At 61.6% G+C, this 16,556-nt stretch carries 14 protein-coding genes; 3 read left to right on the top strand and 11 right to left on the bottom strand.

Going from position 1 to position 16,556, the window contains the following annotated elements:
* Nucleotides 1-454: 454 nt before the first annotated feature.
* Nucleotides 455-2,716, bottom strand: coding sequence for a DNA polymerase III subunit gamma and tau (locus tag ABX74_RS01435; protein WP_029254288.1), 2,262 nt, complete (start codon nucleotides 2,714-2,716; stop codon nucleotides 455-457).
* Between the two features lie 162 nt (nucleotides 2,717-2,878).
* On the opposite strand from ABX74_RS01435, the gene ABX74_RS01430 reads away from it, so the two are divergent.
* Nucleotides 2,879-4,192: an ammonium transporter gene (locus tag ABX74_RS01430; protein WP_003943791.1), complete on the top strand. Its 1,314-nt coding sequence runs from the start codon at nucleotides 2,879-2,881 to the stop codon at nucleotides 4,190-4,192.
* 6 nt (nucleotides 4,193-4,198) lie between these two features.
* On the opposite strand, the gene ABX74_RS01425 is transcribed toward ABX74_RS01430, so the two are convergent.
* From ABX74_RS01425 to ABX74_RS01395, 7 genes are all read right to left on the bottom strand, one after another.
* Nucleotides 4,199-4,570 carry a carboxymuconolactone decarboxylase family protein gene (locus ABX74_RS01425; protein ID WP_020905896.1) on the bottom strand — a complete coding sequence of 124 codons (372 nt, stop codon included), beginning with the start codon at nucleotides 4,568-4,570 and terminating at the stop codon, nucleotides 4,199-4,201.
* A gap of 8 nt (nucleotides 4,571-4,578) precedes the next feature.
* Nucleotides 4,579-6,168, bottom strand: a complete 1,590-nt coding sequence (locus ABX74_RS01420; protein ID WP_047888064.1) for a long-chain-fatty-acid--CoA ligase — start codon at nucleotides 6,166-6,168, stop codon at nucleotides 4,579-4,581.
* Nucleotides 6,161-6,784: an RBBP9/YdeN family alpha/beta hydrolase gene (locus ABX74_RS01415; protein ID WP_047888063.1), complete on the bottom strand. Its 624-nt coding sequence runs from the start codon at nucleotides 6,782-6,784 to the stop codon at nucleotides 6,161-6,163. Before ABX74_RS01415 ends, ABX74_RS01420 begins: the two co-directional genes overlap by 8 nt.
* Nucleotides 6,784-8,145, bottom strand: coding sequence for an MFS transporter (locus ABX74_RS01410; protein WP_047888062.1), 1,362 nt, complete (start codon nucleotides 8,143-8,145; stop codon nucleotides 6,784-6,786). Before ABX74_RS01410 ends, ABX74_RS01415 begins: the two co-directional genes overlap by 1 nt.
* A gap of 96 nt (nucleotides 8,146-8,241) precedes the next feature.
* A complete protein-coding gene (locus ABX74_RS01405; protein WP_003943988.1) occupies nucleotides 8,242-9,294 on the bottom strand; it encodes a 3-keto-5-aminohexanoate cleavage protein in 1,053 nt (350 codons plus the stop codon).
* A 51-nt stretch (nucleotides 9,295-9,345) separates the two neighbouring features.
* On the bottom strand, nucleotides 9,346-10,245 hold the full coding sequence (locus ABX74_RS01400) for a TauD/TfdA dioxygenase family protein (RefSeq protein WP_021342614.1): 900 nt from the start codon (nucleotides 10,243-10,245) through the stop codon (nucleotides 9,346-9,348).
* 30 nt (nucleotides 10,246-10,275) lie between these two features.
* Nucleotides 10,276-11,250, bottom strand: a complete 975-nt coding sequence (locus tag ABX74_RS01395) for a quinone oxidoreductase family protein (protein ID WP_003943928.1) — start codon at nucleotides 11,248-11,250, stop codon at nucleotides 10,276-10,278.
* Nucleotides 11,251-11,450: 200 nt separating this feature from the next.
* Between ABX74_RS01395 and ABX74_RS01390 the strand changes: the two genes are divergently transcribed.
* On the top strand, nucleotides 11,451-12,455 hold the full coding sequence (locus tag ABX74_RS01390; RefSeq protein WP_021342611.1) for an AraC family transcriptional regulator: 1,005 nt from the start codon (nucleotides 11,451-11,453) through the stop codon (nucleotides 12,453-12,455).
* On the opposite strand, the gene ABX74_RS01385 is transcribed toward ABX74_RS01390, so the two are convergent.
* The gene (locus tag ABX74_RS01385; RefSeq protein ID WP_024487913.1) at nucleotides 12,448-13,494 is read right to left on the bottom strand and encodes a YeiH family protein; all 1,047 of its coding nucleotides are present in this window, start codon (nucleotides 13,492-13,494) and stop codon (nucleotides 12,448-12,450) included. The genes ABX74_RS01390 and ABX74_RS01385 overlap by 8 nt on opposite strands.
* Nucleotides 13,495-13,595: 101 nt before the next feature.
* Here ABX74_RS01385 and ABX74_RS01380 point away from each other — a divergent pair, with 101 nt between their 5' ends.
* Entirely contained in the window at nucleotides 13,596-14,504 is a 909-nt protein-coding gene (locus ABX74_RS01380; protein WP_020905889.1) for a LysR family transcriptional regulator, read from the top strand.
* A gap of 6 nt (nucleotides 14,505-14,510) precedes the next feature.
* Here the strand turns inward: ABX74_RS01380 and ABX74_RS01375 are convergent, their stop codons facing one another.
* Together ABX74_RS01375 and ABX74_RS01370 are read right to left on the bottom strand one after the other, a co-directional pair.
* The gene (locus ABX74_RS01375; protein ID WP_019746526.1) at nucleotides 14,511-15,092 is read right to left on the bottom strand and encodes an HhH-GPD-type base excision DNA repair protein; all 582 of its coding nucleotides are present in this window, start codon (nucleotides 15,090-15,092) and stop codon (nucleotides 14,511-14,513) included.
* Nucleotides 15,093-15,110: 18 nt separating this feature from the next.
* The gene (locus ABX74_RS01370; protein WP_020968199.1) at nucleotides 15,111-16,466 is read right to left on the bottom strand and encodes a glycosyltransferase 87 family protein; all 1,356 of its coding nucleotides are present in this window, start codon (nucleotides 16,464-16,466) and stop codon (nucleotides 15,111-15,113) included.
* Between the last annotated feature and the right edge of the window lie 90 nt (nucleotides 16,467-16,556).

Here is a 16,556-nt window from a genome sequence, read left to right as displayed (position 1 = left end):
TCCGTACCGGACACCGGTTTCAAGGCCACCGTTTTCTCGAGATCGGCAAAATGCTCAGTTGAGTGCGCACCGAAATGCCGCAATGCCGAATATGTGGCCAATTCGCCGAATGTCCCAAATTGGTCGATCACCGCAAAACAAACATCCGACAACTATCAATCTGAACATTCGTGGCACACCGAGAATTAGCAACAGCACGCGAATATCGATCAGACAACGAGAAATTCCAGATATTCTTCGGCGACCATCGTCCGAATCGATGTTTCGTTACACCGGAATTGAGCGAACGAATGTGCCAGCAAACCGGCCACACACAATTCAGCTTTGCCGGGCCGAGCCGGTGCCCTTTCGACACGTGCGCACACAAAAGGAACGGCACTTATAACAATTCGATCACACAGTGGTGCCGCGGCATTCCGACAGCCGTTTCACGCGCACGGACCGAGTCGGCAACTCAGCTTTCGAGGCGGCGTGCCCCGAGGACGTCCTTGAGGAGTTCCTTTGCAACGTCCTCGGGATCACGTCTGGCAGTCGGATCAGCGGGCTCAGCCGCCTCCGCGAACATCTCGTCCTCGTCCTCCGGCGTTGCAGGCGGAGGAGTTGCCTCGTAGTCGACCTCAGGAGCAGGGGCCGGTCCAGGGTCTTCCGGATAGTCGGGGGCCTCAGGCGGCGGAATGTCGTCCGAATCTCCGCGCTGGGGCTGCGGGGCCTTGGGCTGCTGCGCTGCACGCTCCTGACTGGGGCGCGAGAAGCGGGGCGCAGCGGCCGGGCGGCTCGCAGCTTCTGTCGCCTTGGGTGCGCTCGATGCTGCCGGCGCTGTGGGCGCACCTTCTTGGTACTCGACTTGCCAAGTGCCACCGAACATCTCGGCAAGGACCTCGCAGATGACCGCCGCGTTGTGCGGTTGCGTCACACGAGCACCCAGGACCGGCGAGCCGTGAGCGATGACCACAACATGTCCACGCACGTCGTGAACCGTCGCAGCGGACAGCATGGCCGGAAGAACCTTGTTTCGTTCACCGACCTTGTTGCGCAAGGTGTTCCACGATTCACGGAGGGTCTCGACTGTGGGGCCCGCCGAGACCGGCGCAGCTTCTGCAGCCGCCGGCTCCTCGTACTCGGGCTCGGGCTCGTAGTCGGGTTCCGGCTCGGCAAGCCCGATCAGCTCTTCCGCTTCGACCGGAGCAGGAGCCGGTGGTTCAACCACAGGAGCTTCAACTATTGGAGCTTCGGCAACCGGAGCTTCAACCACTGGTGCTTCAACCACCGGAGCTTCAACCACTGGAGCTTCCGCAACCGGCGGTTCCACGATCTCGACGGTGGGAGGCTCGACCACGGGAGCTGCCGCTACCGGAGGTTCGACGACAGGAGCCTCGACGACCGGAGCCTCGACGACCGGCGGCGCCGCCGGAGCCGGGGCGGCTGGTTCCGGCCGTGCCTCAGGCTCGGCCTTGCGTTGGGAGGGCCGTTGGAACTTGGAAGCAATCTCCGGTTCGAGCGGCGGCACAGTCGGTGCCGGCGTTGCTGCCGCGCGAGGGGCAGCGGCAGCCGCGACTCCGGCAGCCGGAAGACCTTGTTCCAGGCGCTCGAGCCGCTGCAACACAGCCGACTCGGTGTCGGAGGCCGAAGGAAGCAGCATTCTCGCGCACATCACTTCGAGCAGCAGCCGCGGCGCCGTCGCCCCACGCATTTCACTGAGACCAGCGTGGACGGTTTCGGCGAAACGGGTGAGCGTGGCCGGGCCGACTCGCTGAATCTGTTCACGCATCGTGACCAGCTCGGCCTCCGGCGCATCGACCAACCCTCGTTCGCTGGCATCGGAGACTGCCTGCATCAAAATGAGATCGCGTAGACGTTCGAGGAGATCGAGCGCGAATCGGCGTGGATCGTGACCGGCGTCCATCACCCGATCGACAGTGCCGAACAAGGCGGCTCCGTCACTGGCAGACAGGGCGTCTACTGCTTCGTCGATGAGCGCGACGTCGGTGACTCCGAGAAGAGAGAGCGCCCGCGGATACGTGACACCTTCTTCGCCGGCTCCCGCGAGCAACTGATCGAGGACACTCAACGAGTCGCGAGGCGAACCGCCGCCAGCCTTGATGACCAGGGGATAAACAGCAGGCTCGACCGGTACGCCTTCCTGGGCGCAGATCTTTTCCAGGAGTCCGCGCATGGTCGACGGCGCCAACAGGCGGAACGGGTAGTGGTGTGTACGCGAACGGATGGTCGGGAGAACCTTTTCCGGTTCCGTCGTCGCAAAGATGAAGATGAGGTGCTCCGGCGGCTCTTCGACGATCTTGAGCAGCGCGTTGAAGCCCGCCGCCGTCACCATGTGTGCCTCGTCGATGATGAAGACGCGGTAGCGAGAAGCGGCGGGGGCGTGGAACGCCTTGTCTCGGAGTTCTCGGGTGTCGTCGACGCCACCGTGACTTGCGGCGTCGAGTTCCGTCACGTCCAGGTTGCCTGTGCCGCCCGGGCCAAGCGAAACGCACGAGTCGCATACATCGCACGGCGTCGACGTCGGTCCCTGCTCACAGTTCAGCGAACGCGCCAGGATTCGCGCCGACGACGTCTTTCCACAGCCGCGCGGGCCGGAAAACAGATAGGCATGGTTGATGCGTCCGGTGTCGAGGGCCGTGCTGAGCGGTGCGGTGACATGCTCCTGCCCCACCACCTCGGCGAAGGACGCGGGTCGATACTTCCGGTACAGGGCCACGCGCAAAGACTACCGGCGACCCACGACAGGTGATCCGGTGCGGGTGCAACGCCGACTTCTCCCGAAACATGTTCGCAACACAATCGCAGTGCGGAGGAAACCGCACGCACCCATCGTGGGTTCCGTGCACGCGGGCTGGTCCGCATGCGTGAGGAGAAAACTGTGCCCGCCACCATCGATGCCGGAGCAACTGCCTGGTTGCTCGTCAGTACTGCACTCGTACTTCTGATGACGCCAGGACTCGCGCTCTTCTACGGCGGCATGGTCCGCTCGACCGGCGTACTCAACATGATCATGATGAGCTTCGTCTCCATCGCACTCGTCACGGTCGCGTGGTTGTTCGTGGGCTACAGCCTCGTGTTCGGCGACGATCACGGTGGCATCATCGGCGGACTCGAACACATCGGCATGGCGGGCATCGACCCGTCGACCGTGCACGGGAATGTCCCGGAAGTGTTGTTCGCAACCTTCCAATTGACGTTCGCAATCCTTACTGCAGCACTCATCAGTGGTGCGATCGCCGACCGCGCGAAGTTCTCCGCCTGGATGATCTTCGTCCCCATCTGGTCCTTGCTCGTCTATGTCCCCGTCGCTCACTGGGTGTGGAATCCGCAGGGATGGCTCGCCCAGATGGGCGCACTCGACTACGCCGGTGGCCTCGTGGTCGAAATCGTGTCCGGAGCGTCAGGCCTGGCATTGGCACTGGTCCTCGGCCAGCGGATGGGTTTCAAGGCCGAGTCGATGCGTCCGCACAATCTGCCGTTCGTCCTGCTCGGCGTCGGTCTGCTCTGGTTCGGTTGGTTCGGATTCAACGCCGGGTCGGCCCTTGCGGCCGACGGTATGGCCTCGCAGATCTTCCTCAACACACTCGTCGCCGGCTGTACGGGACTACTCGGCTGGCTGTTCGTCGAGCAGAACCGTGACGGACACCCCACGACGTTCGGCGCAGCTTCGGGCGTCGTCGCCGGTCTGGTCGCGATCACCCCGTCGTGCGGAACGGTGAACATGTTCGGTGCGCTCGTCATCGGTCTGATCGCGGGCATCGTCTGCTCGTACGCCGTGGGATGGAAGCACAAGCTCGGCTACGACGACTCCCTCGACGTCGTCGGCGTGCACCTCGTCGGCGGAATCGTCGGCTCGTTGCTGATCGGACTCCTCGCGACGGCCGTGATGACGGGCGGTCCGGAAGGTTTGTTCTTCGGCGGCGGATTCGCGCAGCTGGGCAAGCAGTTCGTCGGTGTCGTCGTGGTCGCGCTCTATGCCTTCGGTGTGACCTACGGTCTCGGAAAGCTCATCGACAAGACCTTCGGCTTCCGTATTTCGCGTGAAGACGAGGCCCGCGGAATCGACGTTGCCCTGCACGCGGAGTCCGCCTACGAGCACGGAGTCCTCGGCCACGGTCCGATCGGCGGACAGAACCCGAGCCCGTTCCTCCAGCGTCAGCGTGAGGAACGGGAGAACCGCGAGCGGGACTGACCGCCGTCACCGGTTTGCGATTTCCTCCATCAGGATCGGAACGCCGACATTGCAGGAGTGAATCCCGACGACGGTGGTCAGTTTCAGCACCTCGAGAATCTCCTTCGGGGTCACTCCCATGTCGAGCGCGGCGCGAATATGGCGTCGTACGCCGGGCGCGTACATGTGCGTGCTCGCCGCATCGACGGCTATGCACAGCAACTGGATCACCTGAGGTGACAGCACCCCACTGTTCCAGGGCTGCATTGCTGTCTTCATGTACAGCTCGGTCCACTCGGGATCCAGCTCCGAAAGTCCGTCCCACAACGGATTCCAGCCACCCGAATCCTTCATAGCCTGGGTCACGGGAAAAGCTTCACTTGCTCGAACGTCAGTCATCGATCTCCTCAGACAATCGAAAATGCTTGATTCAGTTCACGTTTGAGAATCTTTCCGGTTGCCGTCATCGGCAGCGACGGCACGAACTCGATGCGGCGCGGATATTTGTAGGCGGCCATCTGTTCCCGCGACCATTCCACGAGATCCGATTCGGAGATCTCTTCACTCGGCTCTCGGATCGCGTAGGCGACAACTTCTTCGCCGAGGCTCGTGTCCGGCACCCCGACGACGGCGACGAGTGAGACGGCTGGGTGGGTGAGCAGAACCTCTTCGATTTCGCGTGGGTAGACGTTGAATCCGCCCCGCACGATCATGTCCTTCGCGCGGTCGACGATGTAGTAATTTCCGTCGGTATCGACCCGTGCCAGATCCCCGGTGCGAAACCATCCGTCGCACATTACTTCCGCCGTCGCCTCGGGTCGGTTGAAATAGCCCTTCATGACGTTGTGCCCGCGAATGGCCAACTCACCCACTTCATCGGGGCCGGTGATCGTACGCCAAGAGTCATCGACAAGCCGCGCTTCGACGCCCCAGATCGGCACGCCGATCGAACCGGGCCGGGGGTCGCTCTCCGGGTCACTGAACAAGGCCAACGGAGAGGTCTCGGACAACCCGTACCCTTCGAGGATCTGAACACCGAAGCGTTCCCTGAACTGTGTCAAGATTTCGACGGGAAGCGCTGCACCACCGGAGATCGCGCACCGCATGTTCTGTGAAACGGTCTCGATATCCACCCCGGATTTCACTACCTCCTCCAGCACGCCGAGCAGTCCCCAATACATGGTCGGGACGCCCCCGAAGACCGAGATCTTTTCGCGTTCCATGATCTCGAGTGCCGCGGTCGCATCGAAGCGCGGCATCAACACCAAAGTGGCACCGACGCAGATTCCCGCATTCATGGTCACTGTCTGGCCGAACGAGTGGAACAACGGCAAAGTCAGGAGATAACGCTCATGCATGGACGGAACGCTCTCGAACAACCGGTTGGTCGACAGTGCATTCAAGACCATGTTGCAGTGAGTGAGTTCGGCGCCCTTGGGCTTTCCGGTCGTGCCGCTGGTGTAGAGAATGACCGCGGTGTCCGTCGGTTCACGAACAACCGCGGCTGCAGGCGTTTCCGTGCCGGACACGGATGCCAGTGCTTCGCCTAGAGTCTCGACTCCGAGGGTTGACGACGGTGCACCCGGCTCGGTGCTGATCACGATCAGGGCCGAACAGGTCTCGCTCTGCTCGAACCCGGCGATGGCGTACTCGGCGATCGGTAATTCGGGACTTCCCTCGAAACAGAAGTACAGCTTCGCTTCCGAATCAGCCAGGTGATAGGCAATTTCGCGCCCCTTGAGCAGGATGTTCAGAGGAACGACGACGCCACCGGCCTTGAGAATGCCGTAGTAGACGATCGGGAACTCGAGAACGTTCGGGCAGGACAACGCCACCTTGTCACCTGGCTCGACACCCCGCGAGACGAGCAGATGGGCGATGCGATTCGCGTAGGCGTCGAACTGCGCATACGTCAGCCTCGCTTCTCCGAGAACCAGCGCATCCCGTTCCGGGTATCGCCGGGCCGAATCTTCCAGCAGAGCAGCAAGATCAAGCATGACTGTGTTCCTCCTGCGACTCGGAATCCGTGGTACGAGACGAGGCGGCGTGCGACACCGACTCGAGCAGTTCCCACACCAATGATTCCGCCCGCGGCCAATACCCGTATCCGGACGCCGGATTGAGATGTCCGACCTCACCCAGATCCAGCAACCGACTCCCCCATCCTTCAGCCAAACCCACAACTCGGCGATACCCGGCGAGCGGATCGTTCCGACTCGCCGCGACCGTGCTCGGAAAAGGCAGACGCTGACGCGGTATCGGTAGCCACCCGTTCCGATCGAGCTCCTCGAGAGACGGATAGGACTCGGGTAGAGGAAGTTCGAGATCCGCCGGCGTGACCAGAAGTGCGCCGGCAACATCTCGATGATGCGCCCTCGCCCAGTGGGCAACTGTCATAACTCCGGCGCTGTGCGCGACCAGGACCACCGGGCTGGAAACACTTGTCAACACCTCGTCCAATGCCGCAACCCTGGCATCGCGACTGAGCTTGTCGGTCTCGAGGGGAGGAACCGTCAGAACGTTGTCGAGCCTGCGCGCGAGGTGAGTCTGCCAATGATCCTCGACATGATCGCGCAGACCGGGAACTATTACTACCGTGGGTGATTCATCCATCAGGAACTCCGAACTTCTGCTACTTCAGTGGCGCCGGGGATCTCGGGCCGATTCTGCAACGTAGCCAACCGCCTCATCCCGGCGGGATAGGCACGCTTGCCGGCTACCAACGCGAGGGCCGCGACGACATAGACGAAGGGCGAAAGCTGTAGAGCACCGAGAAGACCCAGGTGATCGGCGAGGATGCCGACCACGAAGGGACCGAGCGCCAGCCCAAGAAGGTTGTTGGCAACGGTGAGCGTTCCCATGGCCGACGCTCGAATCGAGTGATGGGTAAGGTTCGCGACCATAGCTGCCGTCGGCCCCGACGAACCGGCAGAGAAGAATGCACCGATACCGAGCAATACGAGTTGCGCTGTCCCCGTATCCAACCGGAGCCCGATACTCAGCGTCACCAACGAGATGGCGCAGTAGACGATTGCGGTGGTCCATTTCCGCGCCGAATCGTCGCGGCTGAATCGATCTGTGATGAACCCGCACACCACCATCCCACTTCCGACCAAGAGGACGAATACGGAAGCTGTGACGCCGGCCTTGTCCGGGGCCAAATCGTAGTAGCGATTGAAGAAGCTCGGCAACCACGCCAGAAGTACAGCGGCGGTGAACATCTGGAGACCACCACCGATGTAGGCGAACAACACGGCGGGATTGGTGAACAGCGAGGACACCGGCGCACGAAAACCGTCGTGTCTCAACGCTTCCCCGGCGGCATCCGGCGCGGCCTCGACGGCGTAAGCGGTGAGCTTCTTCTCGGTGACGAGGGCACGGAACAGCGCAACCAGAATCAGACCGAAGATCGCCATGGCGGCAAAAGACCACCGCCAACTGAACTGGACTGCGATGAACCCACCGATTGCCACACCGATGACCGAACCGAACGATCCACCGGCCATGAAGGCACCGGCAAGAGCTGCGTGCACGCGGGGCGCAAACACACTTAGGACCACGGCGATACCCACGCTGCCGTACGCCGCTTCACCGACACCTACCAAGAATCGGGCGCCCAACATCTGTTCGTAGGTCTGAGCGATTGCGCACAGCAACGTCGCGACACTCCACAACACCGCCATCAAGATCAAGCTCTTGACGCGGCCCCAGCGGTCCGCGAGCAGCGACAACGGGAACGTCAACAGCCCGACCATCAATGCCACCACGCTGCTCAGGGAGGCGAGGTGCGAATCGGAGAGATCCCAGTCCGCTTTCAGGATCGGGAAGACTGCACTGAGCACCTGCCTCGACATGTAGTCCGAGAGCAGAAGACCGAAAGCCAGGGCGAAAACGATCCACGGGTATAACTTTCGTCGTCCGCCGATTCCGAGCGCGGTGTCCACACGTGGCGTGGCGGGAGCTTGCAGTCCCATGACTCTCCTAGAAGTACTCGAGGTAGACGGGGGGATTCGGGGGTACGAACCGTCGCGGTTCGTACCCCCGGAACTGTTGTACGAGAGGGTGCGAACTCAGGCGTGCTGCGTGAATCCCAGCTGGCCGATCCGGCGGTTGGGCGCGTAACCCAGCTTCGCCAACGTCTCGTCGGTGTCGGCATACGTCTCACCGATCCGGTAGATGTCCCGAGCTTCCTTCGCGGTAGCCACCTCGCGGCCCAATTCGCCTGCAATGCGCACCAACTGCTCGATCTGCTGCACCGACGTCATCTTCTCGCCCTTGCGGCCCCAGATGGTGTCCTCGTTGCCGCAACGAGCGTGCAAGCCCATCGCGATGGCCATCGTGTTCACCGGCAGGACGCTACGCATCAGCGTTTCCAGCGTCAGGCACGCACCGTCGGGAACACGCTGGACGAAGTTCATCATGTTGTACGGGTTGGGGCCGTCGAAGCCGCCGCCGATTGCCACCCATGTGAGGTTGACCGGGCCGGTGTAGATGCCGCGTCGGATCAACCGCTCCACCGTTTCGAGCTGCGGGATACTGGACAACTGGAAATGCGGCTGGATTCCGGCGGCCTGCAACCGGCGCAGGTGCTCTGCCACCCACTCCGGACCGGCGGGCACGGTCATTTCCCGATACGTGTCCGCCAATTCCGGACGCTGCATCGACGTACCCGCGATGTCGTCGTCGGTCATCAGTTCCATGATGTTCATCTGGCTGGTGTTGATCGCGATCGTCACCTGATCGGGAGCCGGCTCCAATTCCGCCAGCATGTGACGCACGTCGTCGGACAACCACTTCGCATCGGCGCCTTCGCCCTCCGGGGCAAACGAAATCGAGCCGCCGACCTGCAGAATCATCTCGGGAACGGCCTCACGCAAGCGGCCGAGAAGCTCGTTGAACTTCGACAGTCGCTTCGAGCCCTTGCCGTCGAGTTCACGCACGTGGATGTGAAGAACGGTGGCACCGGCGTTGAAGCAGTCGACGGCTTGCTGGACATGCTCGTCCATCGACAACGGGAGGTCTTCTGCAAAATCGTCCGGCTCCCACTCCGGTCCGTAGGGAGCAACGGTGATGACAAGCTTGTCCTGGGTTTCGGGGAACAGTGAATCGTCGTGGAAATGCATAGCGTGACTCCGATCGAGTGAATGAATTATCTTCGGGGCTGGGAAGAGAGATCAGAACGGTGCGTCGCCGATGATTCCGGCGCGCTCCATCTTTCGAACCGCGGGCCAGTAGTCCTGCACCGCGTAATGCTGTGTCGACCGGTTGTCCCAGATCGCGACGCTGTTCTCGGTCCAGCGCCACCGAACCTGGTACTCGGGAATCTGGGCCTGACTGGCCAGGTAGGTGAGCAGGTTTCCGGCACCGGGGGCGTAATCGATTCCGTAGCGGACGTTCTCGGGCGTGTGATAGTTCACGAGGTGTGTGGCGAACGAATTGACGAAGAGAATCTTCTCGCCGGTCTCCGGATGTGTTCGTACCACGGGATGTTCGGCGTCGGGAAAGCGTTCCTTCAGCTGGTGCCGCTGATCGATCGGCATCCGAGCGCCGAAGGTCGACTCGATACTGTGCCTGGCACGCAGATCCTTGATCTGCTCCTTGACCCGCGCCGGCAGATTCTCGTAGGCGAGTGCCATGTTCACCCAAATCGTGTCGCCGCCGACCGGAGGTGTTTCCACACAACGCAATACACATCCCATGGGCGGGTTCACGCGCCAGGTGGCGTCGCAGTGATACGCATTCTCGAAATGCTCCGGCGGGCTGTCCAGGTCTTTGTAGATGCGGACCAGGCCCGGGTGGTCGGGGTCGCTGCCCAGGGCCGGATGATCCTCGAGCTCACCGAATCGCTGGGCAAGCTCTACGTGCTCGGCTTTGGAGAAGTTCTGGTCGCGAAAGAACAGAACCTTGTGTTCGAGCAGCAATCCCTTGATCTGGGCAAAGAGTGCAGCATCTCGCGCGACCTCGCCGAGATCCACCCCGGACAACTCTGCCCCGATCGAACAGGTCAATTTCTCGACGTGGATCGTGCTGGTCGACGAGGGAAGGTTTTCTGTCAACGTTGCGGTGTTGGTCATGACAATTCCTCTGGGAAGTGCTGTTTCGGTTCAGACGGAGAAGACGGAGGAACCGATACTGCGACCGGACTCCATGTCGTGGTGCGCACGCACCGCATCTTCGAGGGGGTATCGCTGGTTGATCTCGATCTTGATTCGCCCGGATTCGACGTGTGAGAACAGTTCGCCCGCCAATTCGGCACGTTCCTCGGGATCCGCGATGTAATCGGCAAGTGCCGGACGTGTGAGGAAGAGAGATCCCTTGACGGCCAACTGCATTGCCTGAATCGGCGGAGTCGGCCCGGACGCCGTTCCGAAGCACACCAGCAGCCCGCGCCTGGCAAGGCAATCGAGAGAGATGTCGAACGTGGATTGCCCGATACTGTCGTAGACAACCGGCACGCCGACGCCCCCGGTGATCTCCTTGACACGCGCTACGACGTCCTCGCGGGTGTAGATGACGACTTCATCGCACCCGTGAGCTCGGGCAACGCTCGCCTTCTCGTCGCTCGACACCGTTCCGATCACTTTGATTCCCAACAGTTTTGCCCACTGGGTGAAGATCAGTCCAACCCCGCCCGCCGCAGCATGCAGCAACACGGTGTCTCCCGCTTTCAACGGGTAGATGCGACGCAGAAGGTAGGCGGCAGTCAGTCCTCGCATGGTCATGGCGGCCGCGGTGTCGAAGGCGATGCCGTCGGGTAGCGCGATCAGGTCGGACGACGCCATGATCCGCTCGGTGGCGTACGCACCCAGCGGACTGCCGGTGTAGGTCACACGGTCCCCCACTGCAAAATCGACTACTCCCTCGCCGATCTCTTCGACCACACCGGCGCCCTCAACGCCCATCCCGGCAGGCAATTGCGCAGGATAGAGGCCACTTCGAAAGTAGGTGTCGGCGAAGTTCAACCCCACCGCTTCATGACGAACCCGAACCTCTCCGGCACCCGGTCGTCCTACCTCGATCTCTTCCCAACGCATGACGGACGGTGTGCCGATCTCATGGAACCGAATGGCGTTTGCCATCAATGCTCTCCAATTCTGTGGGCGGGCTCGACTCGATTACGGTCGAGCTGTATTCGTACGCAACAACTTCCAGAAGTCGGTGCTCGACTTCGCGGTCGTACCGAACTGATGTGAACAAAACTATGTGAGATCCGGCTCACATGCTTAACTTGACGAGACACACAACACAACATTTCGGGACATCGAGTAAAGGGGGCCCTATGAAGCCACTCGCCCGCTACGCGTCACTGAACCGATACGTCGACCTGTGCCGAACAGTGGACGTGGACGCTGTGGCCCTCATGAGAAGTGTCGGCCTGAGCCCGGCAAGCCTGGCGAACCCCGACCAATGGGTACCGGCCGCCTCCATCGCATCGCTCCTGGAGCGATCGGCAGCGGAGTCCGGACACGAAGACTTCGGGCTTCTACTCGCCGGCCTGCGTCGACTGTCCAATCTCGGTCCCCTCAGCTTGGTCATCAGGGAAGAACCAGACGTCAGGAGCGCGCTCGACGTATTGATGCGATACGAGCACACGTACAACGAGTCATTGCGCATCCGATTGAACGAGGTCAACGGACTCGCCACCCTGCGAATCTCGCTCGAGGTCGGCGAACCGGTCGACACCAGACAGAGCGTCGAACTCGCAGTCGGCGCGACGCTGCAGATCCTGCGAAGTTTCCTGGGTTCTCGATGGCATCCGGTCAGCGTGGGATTCACGCACAATGCCCCGAAAGATACGAGCACGCATCGACGAATCCTCGGCGACACCGTGGAATTCGATCACGAATTCACCGGAATCGTTTTCTTCGCCGCCGACCTGGATGCGGCAAACCAACTCTCCGACGAGTTGCTCCGGCCGTACGCTCGCCAGTTCCTCGACTCACTTCCCGCATCGGAAACCTCCGACACCCTCAGCCGCACCAAGGAATTGATCGAAGTTCTGCTTCCGACCGGCCGCTGCTCTGTCGAGCAGGTGGCACGAAGCCTCGGGTTCGACCGGCGGACACTGCACCGTCATCTCGCCGAATCCGGAGATACGTTCACGGCCGTTCTCAATTCGGTCCGAAGCACCCTCGCGGAACGATTTGTCGCCAACCCTCGCTATTCATTGACCGAAGTGGCGGTCCACCTGGGGTTTTCGACGCAGGGTAGTTTCTCGCGCTGGTTTCGCACTCAGTTCTCGACGAGCCCGAGCGCATGGCGGACTCAACGCTCGATCAGCTGACCAGCACGACTCCGACGTAGGCGATCGTCGCCACCCACACGGTGGAAATCGCGGCCAGAACGAATGGTCGTGCGCCCACTCCACGAATGACGCTCAGCCGCACCCCCAGCCCGAGAGCGAACATCGCAGCAGCCAACAGCGCCGTCTGCACAGTCTTCGCCAATCCGAGAAGCTCATTTGGCAACATTCCGGTGGAGCGCAAACCCATGCAGCCGATGAATGCCACGACGAACAACGGAATCAGCGGGGGCCGCTTCGTTGCGGTGTTGTCGACCATCGTGCGTTGCCGAATGCTCAGAAACGCCATGACCGGCGCCAACATCAATACGCGCGCAAGTTTCACCACGGTCGCGACACCCAACGCGGTGGCGCCGAGAGCGCTGCCGGCAGCCACTACTTGTGCCACTTCGTGGATCGACCCACCGGCCCACATGCCCGCCTCGATCTCGTTCATACCGAAAGCATCGGCCAGCAAGGGGATCGTCGGAATCATCAGAGTTCCGAAGATCACCACCAGCGCAACAGCGGTCAGCAACTCTTCCTCTCGCGCATTCACCACACCGTCCGCAGCAGCCACAGCGGCGGCGCCACAGATCGAGAAGCCGCAGGCAATCAGAATCCTCTGCGACCAACTCAATCCCAGAAGCTTTCCGGCATACATGGTCCCGGCGATACCGAGGAACACTATCGCCACCACAACGGCGATCACTCCCCAACCCAAACCGACGATGTCGGAGAACATCAATTGCAGCCCGAGCAGAGCGATACCCACCCGAAGTAGCCGTTTCGCCGAGAATGCCAGGCCAGGTTGGAATTTCGCCGGCAAAGAGACGGTATTCGCCAACACCGCACCCGCCACTATCGCAATCAGCAACGGACTCACGGCGGAGGTGAACTGACCGGCAACCAGCGCGACCGTGGCCCCCAAGGCGCACAACGCAACTCCGGGCATCAATGCAGCGACGCTCGACCACCGTCGTACTTCTGACGAAGGGGCGACTGCGGGTTTCTCGGCCACGGACTTCACATCACGGTTCACTCATCCAGCGTCCTTGAGCCACCATCGCTCCGGTAGGGCGATTTCTACCATCACGACATATCAGATCGATATGGAATAGATGCTGGGTATAGCCTGTCTGCATGACCAGAAGGTGGCCCGACCTCACCACACTCGAGCTACTCGTCGGCATCGATGATCACGGAAGCCTCAGTGCTGCAAGCCGTCTGGCTCACATCGCACAACCGAATGCCAGCCGCGCCGTCAAAGCCCTCGAGCGGCAGCTCGGGATGCCACTCATACACCGAAGGTCGACGGGGGCGACTTTGACTCCGCAGGGGACCGTCATCGTCCACTGGGCGCGCCGCGTCCTCGCCAACTCGAGGCAGCTTCTCGACGTCGCCGAAGGGATGCGGACCGAACGATCCGCGGAATTGACCGTGTGTGCCAGCATGACCGTCGCCGAACATCTGATCCCGGCCTGGCTCGGCGTCTTTCGATCACTGCATCCTGGTGTCACCGTCCACCTTCAGGTCTACAACTCGACACGCGTACTCGAAGCCGTCGAAGTAGGAATGTGTGACCTCGGATTCGTCGAGTCACCGACCGTTCCGAAGAGCCTGCCCAGCGTCACCGTCGCGCGTGACTCGCTGGTCGTGGTCGTTCATCCGGATCATCCATGGGCGCGTCGACGAAAGCCGCTGACCGTCGCCGAACTGGCAGCGACACCTCTGCTGGTGCGTGAGCCCGGATCGGGAACCAGAACGACTCTCGACCTGGCGTTACACGAATACGAGCGCGGTGCACCGTTGTTGGAACTGGGTAGTTCGGCCGCGATTCGAACCAGCGTGCTCGGTGGCGTCGGCCCGGCGGTACTGAGCACGCTGGCCGTCGAGGACCAGGTGAAGCAGGGAGAACTTCGGGTCGTAGCCGTCGAAGGCTTGGAACTCGACCGATCCCTGCGTGCAGTGTGGCGCCCGCCGCGTCAGCTCGAGGGCCCCGCAGGCGACCTGATGAAAGTAGTGCGTGCCAGCGGGTCCCGGAAATCCTGAAAGCGGCTACTTCTTGTCGGCCTTCGCTGCCGCCTTTGCGGCCTTCTTGAACTCGCGGACCTCGAGCAAAGACTGTTCGTCGACCACGTCTGCAATCGAGCGCCTCGACCCCTCGAGCCCGTAGTCGCCGGCCGCTTGGCGCCAACCTTTCGGCTCGACGCCGATCTGTTTTCCGAGCAACGCCAGGAAGATCCGGGCTTTCTGATCCCCGTAACCGGGTAGGGCTTTGAGCCGCTTCAGCACTTCCTTGCCGTCGGGATTTCCCGAAGTCCAGATCGCCGCGGTGTCGCCGTCGTAGTTCTCGACGATGAACTGGCACATGAGCTGGATACGCTCGCCCATCGACTTGGGGAATCGGTGCACAGCCGGAGGCTCGGCACAGATGGCGATGAACTCGTCGGTGTCCATGTCGGCGATACGCCTGACGTCGATACCGCTGAGCCGATCCGCCAGCTTCTTCGGACCGAGGAAGGCCGTTTCCATCGGAACCTGTTGATCGAGAAGCATTCCGATCAACAACGCCAACGGGTCCTCGGCGAGGAGGGCATCAGCTTCGGGGTCACCGACAAGGTTCAGTTGAAGTGCCATGAGTCCGATACTGCCACGTCAGGCGGCAGTTGTGACCGGCGCCGACGCATCCGGAGCCGGAATCTTCCACTTCTTCCAGCCGAACAGAACCAACGTCGAGACCGCGGCAAGCGTGAAGACCCAGAGGTAGACGCCGACGGTCGGAATCCGCAGATACTCGGGCGGCACGAACATGAACAGGCCCATTCCGACAAAGCGATCCGTACCCGGAATGACCGACGGGTCCCACCAAGTGTGAGACCAGTTCAAGACTGGGAGCAGGAAAACGAACGGCGCCACCCACGCCCAGCGCTTCTTCGACACCATCGCGTAGTGCGCGGCGAGGACGACCAGCGGGACGAACCACACCCAGTGATGACCCCACGAGAACGGCGAGACAGTGGTCGCAGTCAACCCCGTCATGGTGAGGCCGAGCAATTTCTGGCCGTGCCGGTGAGCAATCCACGCGGCACCGAGTCCGAGGCATACCGCCAGCGCACTGAAGACGAGGACCAGGACCCGCGACGGCGTCGGAGTGTGAGTGAGCTGAGCGATCAGACCGGACACGGACTGGTTGCTCGGAGCATCCGTCGGTCCGACGCGTTCGCTGTCGACAAGAGTGCCGGTCCAGTACTTGTACGCATCGTTGTAGATCACGACGAAACCAATCGCGACGGTCGCCGCGAACGTCACGACGGCCGTCACCAACGCACGCCATTGACGAGTGATGAAGAGGTACGCCCAGAAGAAGGCCGGGGTGAGCTTCACGCCGGCGGCGATGCCTGCCCCGATTCCTCGGAGCCGACTCTTCTCGTCCCGACCGAGGTCCCACACGATCAAGAGCAGCAGGAAGATGTTGATCTGCCCGAGCCAGAGCGTCGTACGTATCGGTTCCATGAACAGAAAGATCGTGGTGGCCAACGCACTGACGGCGTACGCCTTCACGTCGAGCCGATAACCGAGGTACTTCCAGCACAACACGATCACTGCGAACAACGCAGCGATGTTCAAACCCGTCCACACGACAATCGCCTGTTTGAACGAGAGCACCGCCCACACCGTGAACAGCAAAGCCGCAAACGGGGTGTACGTGAACATCATCCCTTCCAGGACTGGCCCGTCGTACAACGGAAGGCCCTGAACCACAACGCTGCCGCCGTGGCGGTAGACGTCGAGATCGAGGAAATTTTCGAAGATCCCCCAGTACCGCGTATTCATCGGCACGGCGAAAAGAACCATCAGCACGGACGCGACTGCCAGAACACCGAGCACAGAGAATCCGAGAACACCGACACGGAGACTGCGTCGCGGTATGTCAGCTTCGATGACCGACTCTGATTTCGCGGTGTGCGCCTCGAAAGAGGGTCCATCCGAAGCGTTGATCGCGCCCGTCACTACAACCTCCGGGATTTACACCCTATGTCGGGAATTGATGCTCCGAACGGTACAAGACGAGACCGAAAAGTACCGACCGGGCACGCCGCT

The sequence above is a fragment of the Rhodococcus sp. ARP2 genome (genome assembly GCF_001029585.1).
GTDB classification, from domain to species: Bacteria; Actinomycetota; Actinomycetes; order Mycobacteriales; family Mycobacteriaceae; genus Rhodococcus_F; species Rhodococcus_F erythropolis.
The sequence above is the reverse complement of the archived record's forward strand: the minus strand, read 5'-3'. Positions and strand labels throughout refer to the sequence as shown.